The organism is Paenibacillus anaericanus, assembly GCF_003994475.1.
Lineage (GTDB): Bacteria > Bacillota > Bacilli > Paenibacillales > Paenibacillaceae > Fontibacillus > Fontibacillus anaericanus.
In genome coordinates this window covers 48,870-64,335 of the sequence record NZ_RZNY01000001.1, presented here as the reverse complement: position 1 = coordinate 64,335, position 15,466 = coordinate 48,870, and the positions used below count along the sequence as shown (strand labels likewise).

14 protein-coding genes are annotated in these 15,466 nt (G+C 42.6%); 1 reads left to right on the top strand and 13 read right to left on the bottom strand.

The annotated features are described in order from the left end of the window. Positions 1-16 precede the first annotated feature (16 nt). From EJP82_RS00305 to ssuE, 11 genes are all read right to left on the bottom strand, one after another. A complete protein-coding gene (locus tag EJP82_RS00305; protein WP_127190023.1) occupies positions 17-3,340 on the bottom strand; it encodes an FtsX-like permease family protein in 3,324 nt (1,107 codons plus the stop codon). Between the two features lie 6 nt (positions 3,341-3,346). Beyond that, positions 3,347-4,048, bottom strand: a complete 702-nt coding sequence (locus EJP82_RS00300) for an ABC transporter ATP-binding protein (RefSeq protein WP_127190022.1) — start codon at positions 4,046-4,048, stop codon at positions 3,347-3,349. A 256-nt stretch (positions 4,049-4,304) separates the two neighbouring features. Beyond that, entirely contained in the window at positions 4,305-5,339 is a 1,035-nt protein-coding gene (locus tag EJP82_RS00295; RefSeq protein WP_127190021.1) for an LCP family protein, read from the bottom strand. Between the two features lie 48 nt (positions 5,340-5,387). Then, positions 5,388-5,990: an undecaprenyl-diphosphatase gene (locus EJP82_RS00290; protein ID WP_246053929.1), complete on the bottom strand. Its 603-nt coding sequence runs from the start codon at positions 5,988-5,990 to the stop codon at positions 5,388-5,390. Between the two features lie 50 nt (positions 5,991-6,040). Then, positions 6,041-7,165: an FtsW/RodA/SpoVE family cell cycle protein gene (locus tag EJP82_RS00285; RefSeq protein ID WP_127190020.1), complete on the bottom strand. Its 1,125-nt coding sequence runs from the start codon at positions 7,163-7,165 to the stop codon at positions 6,041-6,043. Continuing rightward, positions 7,166-8,305, bottom strand: coding sequence for a putative lipid II flippase FtsW (gene ftsW, locus EJP82_RS00280; RefSeq protein ID WP_127190019.1), 1,140 nt, complete (start codon positions 8,303-8,305; stop codon positions 7,166-7,168). Positions 8,306-8,350: 45 nt separating this feature from the next. Then, positions 8,351-8,884, bottom strand: a complete 534-nt coding sequence (locus EJP82_RS00275) for a hypothetical protein (protein WP_127190018.1) — start codon at positions 8,882-8,884, stop codon at positions 8,351-8,353. 66 nt (positions 8,885-8,950) lie between these two features. After that, the gene (locus EJP82_RS00270) at positions 8,951-10,360 is read right to left on the bottom strand and encodes a sensor histidine kinase (protein ID WP_127190017.1); all 1,410 of its coding nucleotides are present in this window, start codon (positions 10,358-10,360) and stop codon (positions 8,951-8,953) included. A gap of 4 nt (positions 10,361-10,364) precedes the next feature. Further along, positions 10,365-11,069 carry a response regulator transcription factor gene (locus EJP82_RS00265; protein WP_211350018.1) on the bottom strand — a complete coding sequence of 235 codons (705 nt, stop codon included), beginning with the start codon at positions 11,067-11,069 and terminating at the stop codon, positions 10,365-10,367. Between the two features lie 216 nt (positions 11,070-11,285). Then, positions 11,286-11,891, bottom strand: coding sequence for a P-loop nucleotide/nucleoside kinase family protein (locus EJP82_RS00260; RefSeq protein ID WP_127190015.1), 606 nt, complete (start codon positions 11,889-11,891; stop codon positions 11,286-11,288). 155 nt (positions 11,892-12,046) lie between these two features. Further along, positions 12,047-12,604, bottom strand: coding sequence for an NADPH-dependent FMN reductase (gene ssuE, locus EJP82_RS00255; protein WP_127190014.1), 558 nt, complete (start codon positions 12,602-12,604; stop codon positions 12,047-12,049). Between the two features lie 709 nt (positions 12,605-13,313). On the opposite strand from ssuE, the gene EJP82_RS00250 reads away from it, so the two are divergent. Next, a complete protein-coding gene (locus tag EJP82_RS00250; RefSeq protein WP_127190013.1) occupies positions 13,314-14,219 on the top strand; it encodes a hypothetical protein in 906 nt (301 codons plus the stop codon). A 97-nt stretch (positions 14,220-14,316) separates the two neighbouring features. Here the strand turns inward: EJP82_RS00250 and EJP82_RS00245 are convergent, their stop codons facing one another. Both EJP82_RS00245 and cysW read right to left on the bottom strand, forming a co-directional pair. Next, a complete protein-coding gene (locus EJP82_RS00245; RefSeq protein WP_127190369.1) occupies positions 14,317-14,541 on the bottom strand; it encodes a YezD family protein in 225 nt (74 codons plus the stop codon). 45 nt (positions 14,542-14,586) lie between these two features. Beyond that, positions 14,587-15,447 carry a sulfate ABC transporter permease subunit CysW gene (cysW, locus tag EJP82_RS00240; protein WP_127190012.1) on the bottom strand — a complete coding sequence of 287 codons (861 nt, stop codon included), beginning with the start codon at positions 15,445-15,447 and terminating at the stop codon, positions 14,587-14,589. Positions 15,448-15,466 lie beyond the last annotated feature (19 nt).

The following is a 15,466-nucleotide window of genomic DNA, read 5'->3' as shown; positions in this document are numbered from 1 at the left end:
ATTCCTCCGGTTAAGCCTATTCAACGGATTTCAAAGCTTCAATCATATCGATATGCTTCAGCTTGAAGTGCATAGATAGCATAACAATTCCGGAGAATAGCAAAGTTAGTAAGGCAGCATAACCATAGCTCTGCCATTGAATAGTTGGACTGAACATCATCATATCAACCGCTGCAGTCTCGAGTACAAAACCGTGCAACAGTATACCCAGGAAACACCCTGCAATGATCCCAAGGAAGCTTAGGATAATATTCTCACGATATATATACATCGTTACTTCCTTGTCATAGAAGCCTAACACTTTAATTGTCGATAGCTCCCGAATCCGCTCAGACACATTAATATTGGTCAGATTATATAACACTACAAACGCTAAGGCTGCGGCTGAAATAATCAGAACAAGTACAACAACATCCATACTTTCCATCGTATCACCAAAGGCGCCTCCCGCACGGCTAGAGAAACTCACAAGCGCTACCCGCTCATTGTTAGTTAACTTCTCAGCTAAGGCATCCTCCCAAGGCTGATTTACTTCACTATAAGTAAGCAGTTGAGTGTTGTACGTAGGTATCTTACCAAATGTTTCTTCATAATATGTTGGTAACATATAAATATAGTGCATAGAATAGTTCTCGGTTATTCCCTCTACGTTGACCTCAAAAAGCTCATTGTCTTTATTTTGTAGCGTTAACTTACTTCCTGCCTCCAGATCGTACAGCTTAGCAAGCTTCTCTGTAACGATTACACCTTGTTGAGTCAGTTGTTTCCTCTCGCCAGACACTCGCTCCTGCAGCATTACAAAATCATCAAACTGATCTGTCGATTCAGGAACGAACAGCGTCACCTCCTGGTTGTTGACCCCTTTGGCTACTGTCGTCATTTTATCCTGCGCCACATTTAGCGTTCCTGTAATGTCTGGAACTCCAGCAATCAGCTCGTCATATTTCAACTTCTTCTGCGTACTGTTATTACTATCGTCATTAAATGCCACCAAAGCGTTGTATTTCATGATTTGGCCATACTGTAGCCCAGCAATATCAGCAATAGAATCCTTCAATCCAAACCCGGTCAGGATCAATGCCGTACAACCTGCAACTCCAAACACAGTCATAAACATGCGTTGCTTATAACGGAACAGATTACGCGCTGTCACCTTGCCAATGAAACCTAAGTTTCTCCATATCAAGGTAAAGCGTTCGAGTAATATCCGTTGCCCGCTCTTTGGAGCTTTGGGCCGCATAAGTGCGGAAGCATTACTGCGAAGCTCAACTCTAGTAACAATCACAGCCGTCATCGTTGTACAGAGCAGTGCAACAAGGACGGACAAGATACTATAACTTGCATAATAGCTAATTCGGACTTTAGGTAGGTTATATAAAGCCCCATATGCATTAAATATGATATTCGGGAAAATAGTAAACCCGACAGCCAGCCCCACAACAGCTGCGGCAAGGCTCGCTAGAGTTCCATAAACCAGGAACTTCTTCATAATATCGCCATTGCCATAACCAAGCGCTTTTAATGTACCAATCTGCAACCGATGCTCTTCTACCATTCGCGTCATCGTTGTCAAACTGACCAAGGCGGCGATGAGGAAGAAGAAAACGGGAAAGGCTGTCGCGATCGAAGCTAATCTGTCCGCATTATCACTAAACTCGGTATATCCGGGATTACTACTGCGGTCAAGCACATAGTATTTCGGCAACTCCAGTTCATCTAACTTTTGCTGACCTTCCGAGATATCATGCTCTCCATCCTTTATGTCCTGATCAGCTTTTTCTTTCTCTTCTTTATAAGTTGCCAAGCCTGCATTATAATCGGCCAGCCCTTGATCTAGCTCTACCTTGGCTTTGGCAAGACTTTCTTCTCCTTCTTGTTTGCTCTTCCCAAGCTTGGAGATACCCGCGGCGTAATCCGCTTCTCCTTGAGCCAACTTCCGCTCTGCTGCGGCAAGTTGTTTCAGACCTTCATCTATTACCTTCTGCTTCGAGTCGATTTCATCTTGAGCAGACTTAAGCTGCTGCTCACCTTGAGTTAGGCCTTGTTCAAAAGAGGTGATAGCCCCTCGCAACGTCTCTACATCAACGTTACCATTGAAGAATCCCGCCACAGCCTTGCCTAACTGAGCATCCGCCGCTTCTGCACCTGTGATTAGAGGTTGCTTCTGCTCTGCTGGGATACTATCCGGTGGTAAACTCATGACCCCAGTTAATGACTGGGCCAACTTTTTCCCTTGTTCAATCCGAGGCTCGGCACTTTTCTTTTGTGCATCCAAGGCAACTTGACCCGCCTTCAGCTGGGTCTGTCCCTCTTTCAGCGATTTTCGATTTTTCTCAAGTTCAGCCTTACCTATTGCTATTTCTTTGGCGGCCGCATCTAGCTTCGCCTGTCCTTTAGCAATTTCAGTTTCTAGCTTTAATGCACCATCGTCGTAGCTTTTTTGACCTTCATCCAGCTTGGTTTTTGCATCTGCCAACTCTTTCTCGGCTTCAGCTAACTTCTCTCTGCCATCTTTAATCTTAGCCTGCGCTTCATCCAGCTTCTCTTGTCCCTCAGAACGCACCTCCGCTAAACGTACATCAGGCTGCCCGCTTAAAGCTTGCTCCAATGCTATCTTATGTTTCTCTACAAGATCATCATAAGTAGAAGTATAGGCGGTCTGGTCTACCGTATCTTTAAAGCTTACATAAGCTTCTGTATATACAGATAAGTTGAAGTCCTCTTCCGGAATAAGGACGAATGCATCCGTTGTTCCTTTACCAATACGGCTGATTCCACGAGTAAGGGATTCAATATATTGTGGACTCTTGACTATACCTACCACTTTATAGCTGACCGTATTGAAAGTATCTCCCAAGTCGATATCCGGGTCCGGATTTGTAAAAGTAACGGTATCCCCCAACTTGAAATGTTTGTTCATGACGAAATTATCATCAATTGCGATTTCACCGGAGTGCTCGGGTAGTCTGCCTGAAGTCACCTTAACCCGGTTCAACGTATCTTCATTATTGTAGGAGGAGACTTTGGCAATCAGTCCGGTGTCGCCTAAGAATACATCTGCACTATACCCTGGCTGAACAACTCTTACCTCGGTTGCCTGCTCTAATATTGCAATATTGTCTTCCGTTAATCCATAAGACGAAACAACCTTCAAGTCCAACAAATCATGCTGTTTAAAATAATGGTCTGCTGTGTCCAGCATATCCGGACCCGTCGCTTTGATACCCGCAAAGAAACCAATGCCAAGCGCTATAATAGCGAAAATAGATAAAAATCTTGCTTTGGTACGCCAAATCTCCCGAAATATATCAGTCCAAAGTGCCTTTTTCTTCAATGTCATAACCCCTTACCACTCGATATCATCAACGGATACTGGACTCGGATTAATCACCATTTTACGAACCTTGGCGTTGTTAATCTCGATTACCCGGTCTGCCATCGGTGTTAACGCCGAATTGTGGGTAATTACAATCACGGTAGTCCCTGTATTACGGCAAGTGTCTTGTAGTAACTTCAGAACTTGTTTACCCGTGTTATAGTCCAAGGCACCCGTTGGCTCATCACAGAGTAGAAGCTTAGGTTGTTTGGCAAGCGCTCTGGCAATGGCTACCCGCTGCTGTTCCCCCCCTGATAGTTGTGCCGGGAAGTTATTAAGGCGATCTCCTAGTCCCACGTCCCTAAGCACCTGTTCCGCATCCAAGGCATGAGGAGAAATTTGTGAGGCAAGTTCCACATTTTCTTTCGTTGTTAGGTTCGGTACCAAATTGTAAAATTGAAACACAAAACCAACATCATTCCGGCGGTACCCGATTAATTCCTTGTTACTAAAGCGTGCAATATCTATCCCATCGACCAGAACCTGACCTTCATCCGAAGTATCCATCCCACCCAATATATTCAGTACCGTTGACTTCCCCGCACCACTGGGGCCAACAATAATTGCAAATTCACCGCGCTCAATCTCAAAATTAATCCCGTCGTTAGCAACAATCGTTGTATCACCCATTTTATATCTTTTGTACTCATCCTTAATCGTCACAAATGCCATTCCGATCCCCCTATCGATAGTTACCCAAACTGATCTCTATTCCGTACTTACACTTATTAGCTAGTGTATCACATAAAAATGCTGTACAAAAAAAAGCTAGGTTTAATCGGTTGAACTGGCCTAAGAATTTTTATTCTTTTAAGTTCTTTTCACAAAAAAAAAGAAAAGCTTAAATATCAAGCTTTTCTTCATTATGATGTCCACTCAGCAAATAGTCCTTTAACAATGAGGGTAACATCCTTAACGTTGCTTACATTTATTTATCCATCGTTCCAACGCCTTCAAGATTGATCGGGCTCTCTGAACTGATACCTGCTTCATCTCGTAGAGCGACTAATGCGTCTATCAAACCCTCTTTTTCTACGTAAACATAAGGGCTTTTCCATTGGGATTCTAAATGTAATGAACGAATATGATCCGGTTTGATTTTGGAGAAGTTGAAAATCCATTGATTAAGTTCGGATTGAGGAATATCTGACTTCACATTTTCGCCAATGATATCTATTACTTTTCCCCATTGGGATATTTGTTGGAATGCCCCCAACTTCTCTATGATTTGCTTGATCACTTGCTGCTGACGATCGTTGCGCGCGAAATCAGAGGATTCCCCAGTCCCTTGATTCGATTTACGATACCGCACGAAGTCCAGTACTTGTTTTCCGTCAAGTCTATGCAATCCCTTTTTCAAATCGATATGAGTCCCATCTGCAGAATCGTTATATTTCATATCCATATCAACATCGATTTCAAGACCACCAAGCGTATCTACCGTTTGGCGTAAGGCGTCAAAGTTCACCACAACCATATAATCAATTGGAAGCCCCAACAAATCGCCAAACAAATGCTTTGTGTTGTGAATGGCCGTTGACTTATCCTTTATTGAGTAATAAGCATAATAAAAATTTGCTTTACGCGAAGGTAATGATTTAGGTTTGAGTAGCAAATCACGCGGCAGCGATAATAGACTGGCGGAATGTGTTTGCGGATTAAAGCTTATCAGCATAAGGACATCTGTATTCAACAAGCCTGCACCTCCATCCCGACTATCAATTCCTGCCAGAAGCATAATCAGCGGTGGGGTCAGCTTCTTCTCCTCATCATCGGGCGAATTCTCGACTAAGGGATCCTTATGTTGAAGACTAGGTGGAGCAGCTATACGCTGAATGGCAGAATCCGCCTTGTAATATATGTACCCGCCATAGATTCCAACTCCGATGATGAGAGCAACTATGACAAGAGACATGATCAGAAAAACTTTACGAATAGCTATTCTCTTGGGTTTGACTGGCATAATTTCCTCCACTCCATTACATTTATATCTAAGCTATTAGAGATTGGACTACTGATCTTTTTTATGTCTTTCCCAAATCTTGTCCTCTATTTTTTCATATAGCTGAATCCCGGTGTTGACACATTGATGAAGTACAGACCATCGTTTAAACATTTGATACATTAAGAATGCACTGACTACTCCTAATAGTGCCCCCGCCATGATATCGGAAGGATAATGAACTCCATTCCAAACTCTTGAAAATGAAATCAACCCGGCTAATACAAGCCATACGGCTCCGTCTTTCTTACGAAATAACCATATTGATGTTGCGATGACAAACGCCCCTATTGAATGATCGCTTGGAAAGGAAGCATTAGCCGCATGTTCAATGAGTTGATTAACCGCATGTTGAACAAACGGTCGGTCCCTATAGAAAAAGTGAGAAATCATACTACCTGCACTAAATCCAACGCAAGCTGACAAGAGTGCTATGATCGCCATTTCCCTGTGCCTATGAATGCGAGTAAACCAATATACTATAATACCGAGGTAAAACAGATATTCAGCTCTCTCTGACAACAATTTCATAAATGGATTTAATGCTGAGAATGTTACGGCCCCATGATTGATGAACTGAAATACGAGATAATCCACATGAGATATATCCAAATGTAAAAACCTTCTTTCTATGTTTACGGAAAAGTCCGATTTTCCCTTTTTTATATATAATGAATCTCGTCTTTATGGACGTTAACACTCAACACCAATCCAATTGCAATCATATTGCTAAGTAGGGAGCTCCCCCCATAACTTATAAACGGTAACGAAATACCCGTCAGTGGTACCAGACCTATATGCATGCCAATATTAACGAAAATTTGAAAGATGAACATCCCCATAAGCCCAATAACAAGGTACGATCCGGCAAGTTCTCTACTATCCATAACGATTTGAACCATACGATACACAAGCAGAAAAAATAGTAATAACAGCACTGCTGAACCCATAAAACCATATTTCTCGCCTATGACCACATAAATCGAGTCGGAATAGGCATAGGGAATATATCCTTTACGCAAAAAAAATCCGTCACTTCCGGTCATTCCTCCAGAACCAATCGCAATGATCGCGTTTTTCACATGCCATGATTTATCGGGGTCACTAGTTGGATCAAGGAAAGTCTGAATTCTGGATAATTGATGAGGTTCTGTAACCTTGGATAATAGTTCAAAGTTGGCATAGTACAACCACAATATGGTGCCAATCATAACAGCCATAATACTGATGAACAGTATCATGTATAGTGAACGGATATTCCCCATCCACAGCATACTCAGCAGTACGCCCACAAAGACAAGAGCAGTACCTAAATCTGGCTGTTGCATGATTAAGAGAATAGGGATCATAAAAATAATGCAAATCGGTATTAAATCTTGTAAAAGACGGAGCTTCTCTCCCTCTCGCTTACTAAGTACATGAGCAACCAGCAGCACTGTACAGATTTTAGCTATTTCAGACGGCTGTAGCTGGAAATGTCCAATACTTAGCCAACGAACTGCACCGTTAATATGCTCTCCGGTAAACTTGACAAGCACCAGCATTCCAATGCCAATTCCATAGAAAAGGTAGGCAAGCTTACCTAACAGAATTTGATAATCGAACAGTGCGAGAAAAAGCATTGGAATGCAAAATGCACCGAATAGGTATAAATTTGTCCTGTGGAGACCTTCTAATTTTGTCTCCGTTGTGGCTCCATAAATAGCAATGGTACCTATTGTAATTAGACACAACACAATGAATAACACGAGTTTATCCAACTTTGCGATTTTACGGATGATAATCATTTAAGAACCTCTATTTTGTTGAATTCTGGTGGCTTCTTGACGTCTTCGATTGTTATCCCTTGAAATACTGAGCAGAATACCGGTACTCGCTAAACACAACACTAGCGAAGAACCTCCATAACTAATAAAAGGAAGCGGTACTCCCGTAATCGGTAAGATGCCGGTTACAGCTCCAGCATTCAACAAGAATTGAATGAATATCATCATAATGACGCCTATTCCTAACATGATACCGAATGGATCATAACTGCTTATCGCAGCCATAAACCCACGCCAGATAAACAGGAAGAACACGAAGATGAGCAGAGATGTACCTACAAATCCTAATTCCTCACCAATCACAGCAAAGATAAAATCGGTATGTGCCTCCGGTAGATAAAATAATTTTTGCACACTTTGTCCAATTCCTACCCCCGTAAGACCTCCATGTCCTAATGCATACAGTGACTGAATAAGTTGATACCCTGAGCCTTGGGGACTATCCAGCGGATTTAGAAACGAGGTGAGTCGCTGGAGACGATAACTCTTACTGACCGCAAAATAAACAATGATAGGGATGAGTCCCATACTAAAAATGACAAGATGACGGAGGTCAGTACCACCGATCAGTAAGATCGTTGCAGCAATAAAGAGCAAGATTAACATCGTGCCGAAGTCTGGCTGTTTCATGACAAGCAGCAGAATGATAACTACAATCGCCAAAATCGGAAGTAGCCCTTTCCGAAATTCCCGGATACGTTCACCCTTTTTACTAATTACTGCGGACAGATATACGATGATGGATAACTTAGTAAACTCAGCCGGCTGAAAATTAAAAGCACCTAGAAAAAACCAACGTCTAGCTCCATTTATGCTCGTTCCCCCAATTAATACCAGGGTGAGCGCCAATAATGAGAAGAGCAGGAGAATTGGCGCAGCCCTCTTCCACCATGTAAATGGAATACCCATAAAAGTGAACATCACAAATAATCCGATGAGTGCAAACACGCCTTGTTTCATGACGTAATGCCACGGATTATCGTGTTGTATCAACGCCAAGTGAGAGCTGGCGCTAAAAATCATAATCAATCCACTACCTACAAGTAAAATAGTCAAAAAAAGCAGGAGAAAATCAGGGCGGCCTCTTATATTACCGCTCAAATCATGGGACACCTCCATCTCTATAACCATAATCCTTACGGATGATTACTCAAGATCGAGCTGGCCGTGGTAATCTTCCCTAGACAACAGCTTCAATTCATCACCGCTAAACCCATATACATCCAGGCCACCTCCAGCCTCCCCCAATGACCAGCCTAGCACAAGCTCGGATCGACCATCATGATCGAGATCTGGAAATCCAGCATACTCTAAGCCGTAACCAAAACCCTCAACTTGAGAAATAATTCGCCACTTCTCATTATGTTGCTTGAACAATGCCGCTTTTAGCATCTTACCTGTAGCTTTGTTTTCTTCATACACCACGACAGCCTCATTGATACCGTCTCCATCCATATCTCCAAATGAGATGTCATTGCTCTCCCTTCCTTGCAGGGGAGCAATCAATTGAACTTCGACAGGAAGCAAATTAATAAGTTCAATGCTTATTTTATCTCGCTGAATACTCCCCTCAGCTATTGGAGGCTTAATCATATCGATGGGAGTCACGGGAATCCCACATCCTCCAATCAACACTAACGTAATCAGCATGATCCCTACTCTAAAGAGCTTGTTGAACATTCTGATATCCTACTCCTCGCTTATCACGATTAAGTACTATTCTATCTTTGGAAGCGTACAAAGTGGTTATGAAATAGTTAAATTTCGTTTTTCTTCTGTCGGAAGATAGATAGATACCTTCGTTCCCCTTCCCATCTCACTAGTTATACGTAATTCTCCATAGTGTAGCTTGATGATTTGAGCGGATATAGAAAGACCCAAACCACTGCCAGAAGCATTTTGATTTGCTTTGTAGAACTTTTGCAGCACATACTCTAAATCCCCCTCTGCAATTCCTGAACCTGTATCCTCAATAGTAATAACAATCTGTCCCGGAGGAGTATGGGCTTGAACAACAATTCGACCAAAAGGGGCAGTAAATTTAAGTGAATTATCAATAATATTAATAAATACTTGCTTCATACGATTCTCGTCAGCTTGAATAACTGGAATATTCTTATCCATTTCAATTTCGAATGAAATTCCTTGCCGAGTAGCCCTTGGGGCAAGTTGTCTACCAATATGATCAAGTAATTCTGGTAGATGAACAGGTCCGAAGTGCATGACAATTCTTCCGTTATCCATTTTAGAGAAATCTAATAGTTCATCTACCATATGTGCTAACCTGTCACTTTCCGAATCAATAATCTCAAGTCCCTCAAGAAGTAGAGGCTTGTTGTCCGCTCCATTCGATTTCATCGTAATAATCCAGCCTTTAATCGACGTTAATGGGGTACGCAGTTCATGCGATACAGAGGAAATAAAATCATTTTTAAGTTGTTCACTCTTCAAAATTCTATTTGCCATCATATTTAACGTATCGGCGAGAGAACCTAGCTCATCCTGGTAGCGCTTACGAACCTTAATGCTGAAGTCTCCCTCCGTCATTCGATCTGCTGCCCGTTTAAGGTCCCTAATAGATCTCGTAATTGTCCATGATAGCAATAATCCGAGGACAGTAACTATCGCAATAACAAGTAAACCAACACCGATTAGAATGGCGGCAATTCTATTAATGGTATTTAACGTTTCCGTTAAGGAAGTAACAAACCTGACTACCCCTACGGTAATGCCATTGGTTTGTAAGGGAAAAGATACCGCTAATATGTCTCCTCGAGTTGAGGCAACCTTACCTTTCCAGGTACTGGGTTGCCCAATGATAGCCTCTTGGACATCCGTATACTCGGCCATAGTGTTGTTGCCCGGAAGTCCGCTAGAGTCTTGCAGAAGTCGCCCCGATGGAAGAATGATCTGCACTTGTGCCTCGGAATTGTGGGCAAATCCTTTCAACAATCGATCTGATTGTTTCTCCAAATCTTCACCCGTAAAATATTGTTGAAAAAAGGAAGCTGATAATTCCGCCTGGTTCCAAAGGGCTCGCTCTACATTATGTAAATAATAATATCTCACCGAAATAATGAGAAAAATCTCAAGAATAAATACTGTGATGGTGATGACCGTCACATAACTTCCTACTAATCTTTTCTGAATTCCCATTTCTTCAGTCGTCCTCCCTAAAGCGGTAACCTAACCCCCATACCGTCTCGATCCAATAAGGATTCGAGCTATCATCTTCAATCTTCTCTCTTAACTTTCGTACATGAACATCTACTGTTTTAGGATCTCCAATGAAGTCCTCTCCCCATACGAGGTTCAATAATTCATTCCTGGATAATGCTGTGTTGGGATGTTCTAAAAAAGTTTTTATCATGTGGAATTCCTTCGGCGTTAATTCAATACAATCGTCACACTTAAACACCTTATTCGAATTCAGATCCATCCGAATTGGACCTGATTGAAGTACTAGTCTTTGCGGTTGTAGAGCGATATCTGTACGACGCAATATCGCTTTGATTCTTGCTACAAGCTCTAGTGGATTAAACGGTTTAACAATATAATCGTCAGCGCCGATTTCAAGTCCTTTGATCTTATCCAGATCTTGTCCACGTGCAGTTAAGAAAACGATGATAATCGCTGGTTCCCTTTCCCTTAGCTTTCGGCAGATCTCAAACCCATCGGCATCAGGTAGCATAATGTCCAGAACAACTATATCAGGCCTGCTCAATTCGAAGCTCAGTAACGCTTCTGCTCCTAATGCAGCCTCATTTACCACAAATCCATTACTTGTTAAATGAATCGTTATAAACCGTCTTATGTTATCATCATCTTCAACGAGAAGTATTTCATTACGATTATTATTATCCACGAAATCCTCCATCAAAATCAGTTCTGTTCTTGTTCAAAGGTCTCAGCAAATTGGGCGAGCACACTCCCTCTAGTATCAGATTAGCTTAGCCTATTATTACACTAAACACAAAAAAATAACGCATTCACTGAATCCAGTTTATGCGTCATTTTGAATAGTATAGGCTAATATTTATCTATCATATGTTCTTCAAGTAGCTCGATCTTAGTACATGTTTCAGGACACACTACTATCTGAACCATTCACAAACTGATACACGCTGTTAATCTTCTCTTCTGTCAGTTCTCCGCTATTATCGAAAACAAGAATCGAAGTGGAAGAAATATCCCAGTTAATGTCCGGTACAAATTGAACGCGTTGCTTAAAGTCATCCCAATGCTCTAGCTTGTACGTGTCACGTTCGGTTTGTCTATCAATAATCCGTTTGCGCTGTGTCTCCATGTCGCTAAGAGTAACGGCTATTACCTTAACATCTACTTCTTGCTTTGTTAGGCCCGCCGCTGAAATGACCTCTTCGATCCATGCCTTATTTTTCAACTCTGCTGTAAAAGGTGAAATCATAAATACGTTTTGCCCTGCCGCCAGATTCTCGATACAGATGTCTTTCGTCGTATCATACTCCAAATCACGGAGGTGTTTCTTATAAAAATCAGAATCGCGGTCATTTACATCCAGTCCGTTCATCTCCAACATCTTCTCAACAAATCTACCGCCTACTGTATCACGGTCTAGAAAAGTAGCCTGCATACGTTCAGCAAGTCCCCGAGCGACTGTCGTCTTCCCAGTTCCCGCAACCCCAACAAAAAACACTAATTTCAGCATTGTTGCGCCCCCTATGGTTTTAAAATTCATCTGCTTTCATTGTACTATTCGTCCATTCCAATTCCAACCGTTAGCAAATAATAATAAACCGGATCATTTTCTTTGGATATACTCCAAAGTGTGCTGACCCGGTGCAACAACAACGCGGCAATTTACTATTCAGATAATGAAGCATAGTGAATACGAATCTTTGTTTCCTCCGCTAATTCTTTCACATTATCTTTAACTCTTCCTACTAGCTCCTCCGTAATTTCAAAACCACCCTCTTCAGTTCGGACCACTTGAGAGTCTACAGTATAGACACCTCCCAAGATATGCCTTGCACCCAGTACAGACAACACGGGTTTGAGAGAATAGTCTATTGCGAGCAGATGCGCGAGACTCCCCCCGATGAAGAGCGGTAAAATCACTTTCCCCGCCAAGCCTTTTTCCGGAACGAGATCTAGAAATGTCTTCAAGACCCCTGTGTATGAAGCCTTATATACTGGACTAGCCACAATGACCGCATCAGCCCCGGCTACCAAGGCATTCGCCTTGACGATGGCTTCGCTCTCGAATTTAGTATGTATCAGATCTCCTGGTGGAAGTTCACCCACATTGACGTGTTGTACTTCAAAGCCCTCTTTAATCAGCAACTCTTCCGCTAAAGAAATTACGGCAGTCAATCGTGAGCCCGGTGTTGGACTACCATTTATTATCGTAGCTTTTGCCATGATGACACTCCTTTTTAATGTTGTATAATCCTAATGTGAACTTTGCGGCGTTTGTTTATGAGTAATTAATGTACTTAATATCCCTCCGACAACCATACATAGTCCCTTGGGTATCTTAGGTACCGGATAAAAACAAGTGGCATAAGCCTAAGTAGCTAGACGGACATGAGATACCTTATTTCGCTCAAAAGCATCAATATAGAAGTAGTAACGGACATAGGATCCGTTATTCGTCGATATAGTGCTGATTTATCCTCAATTTAGGTCAATAACGGAACCCATGTCCGCCAAATCTGAATTTCGGGGCGTTTTTGAGTAATTAGCGTACACAGTGTCCGCTTACCCTACATGGTGTCCACCATCTGGACTCGGATCATCCACCTTCTAGGCTCATTTCCATACACTATGCTTTGCGACAACGCACGGCGGTTCAGATAGTATGCAGATAGTGGGTTAATCCCTCACTATTTTAAGTAGTCTAGCATTGATTTTGATTCTGAACCCTTCATTTTATTTAAAAATGATGCTATCAATATTTTAATTACCTGTCAATCTCGTAGGAAACTGCTTACATATACAAACTTTCATATATATTCACCGTTTATCACCCTATTTCTGCAATCTCTTGACCTCATTTCATCGTAGAGTCTTGAAATACGCCCCAAACGTATGTAATAGTGGAGAAAGGAAAATCGAAAGGGTGATCAGTGTGTCACTTTCGGAATGGATAACCTGGCTTCAGCAACACGAGAGGACAGCTTTAGCCTCCTTCCTTGCACTTGCTCTATTTCTTGGATTATATGGTGTATCGGAGCGCAAGATGGCGCGCAAGGAACGCTCCAGGTTAGATCATCTCAGAATTAGCTTAGAACTGTTCTCCGCTGCCGCAGGACCGTTGATGCGCAAGGTTCATAAATTGGAGACCGCTTCTTACGAAGAAGAACTATTAAGCGACAGACTACTTGCCTGTAGAGCTGCTCCTTACATAACTGCTGATCTGCTAGTGCAAATCGGAGCTTATATCAATGATCAAGACCCTGCTCGCCTCCCTCTGCTTCAAAAGACGTTGGAGAGAGAAAGCGAGCGCTTAATTGAAGAACGCGAGAATCTGCTTAGTGGGATTGAACGCCCCAGCTGGGGGCAGTCTCTATGGCAGCAAGTACGTCCTATACTACCTTTTCTATTCGCATCGGCCCTACTATTCTGTTTTGGTTGGCTATTCAAACTCATCATAGATCTCAGTGTCGGAACAACGATAGAGGGACGAATACTGCTAAATAACTGGACATGCTTTGTGTCCGTCATCTTCTCTCTGCTGCTACTCTATCCCGCACTAATGGGTGGCCGTAGAAAAGTGGAAGGGGCAGCATTACTTCAAGCCCTATCTATCTTTATCGCCCTCATCAGTTTGATTCATTGGATTAGTCTAGATTTATCCCCGTACATCCTTGGAGCCCAGGCGCTACTCTTCTTTGTAGGCTTTCTGCTAGCAGGGAATAAACCACGGAGATCGCGCCCCTTTGCAGGCCACTATGATCAGATGAACAACGAATCAACTGGAAGAGCAACAGGAGACCTGCCTACAGATCCGGAGTCAGAAAGTTCAACTAATTAAACGAAGCCATCTTTACAAAAACCCCGATTTCCGTGAACACCAGGCTCCATAGCCCAGGCGTAACCGGATATCGGGGTTTTCTGTTTAGGTTCATTCTCTATCTCGTTCCTGATTCGCGCAGAGGCTTGACGACATTCCGTGGTCCACCAGATGACTTGACGCCCCCGGATTGACCCAGTTCATATCGTTTCCGTTCTGTACGTTCCACCTGAACAATTTGCCCTTCATGAACGATGATATTTAACGATCCGAATTCCATTTCATTCAGCATTCCTGCGATCCGCTCTAGCCACACGTTATCGACCTGTAATGGTTTTGACATCATGCAATCTCCTTTCTCCTCTGGCGATTCAAGTCAAAACAAATCTTAATGATGACTCTTACGAGTAAACCAGTTCTTCAACAATAAGGTAACAAGCGCTAACAGCAACAGCAGCGAAGATACCGCAAAGGACGCGGAGAACTGGTACTCGTTATACAAAATTTCTACATGCAGTGGAAGCGTGTTGGTCTCTCCCCGAATATGACCCGATACAACAGACACAGCTCCAAATTCACCCATGGCTCTAGCATTACAAAGAATAATTCCGTACAATAGACCCCATTTAATATTAGGCAACGTTACTTTCCAGAAAACCCTAAATCCCCGGGCACCAAGTGTAACAGCCGCCTCTTCCTCTTGCTGACCCTGATCCTCCATCAACGGGATTAACTCCCTAGCTACGAACGGAAACGTAACAAATAATGTGGCCAGAATAATTCCAGGAAGTGCAAAGATTATTTTTATATCATGCTCCTGTAACCAGGGACCGAACCAACCATGTGCCCCATAGACGAGTACATAAATTAGCCCACCGATTACAGGTGACACCGCAAAGGGCAAATCGATTAACGTAACGAGTATCCCTTTACCCCGAAACTTAAACTTCGTAATCGCCCAAGCTGCTACCACGCCAAATATCGTATTCAGCGGTACTGTGATGAGAGCAACTAGAAGGGTCAACCGTAACGCAGACAATGCATCGGGATTAGTAATAGCCTCCACGTATACTCCCCAGCCCTTTTTCAGGGCTTCAGCCAATACGATCGTAAGTGGTAATACAATTAACCAGAGCATAACTAACACAGCAGCCCCGATCAGTGTCCACTTCACAGCAACCGATTCATTCGCCACTCGTTTTCTTACCGTGGAAGGTTTATTTGAAGCTAAAGGTACAGAACCGGCCATTTTCTTTATCCTCCGTTCA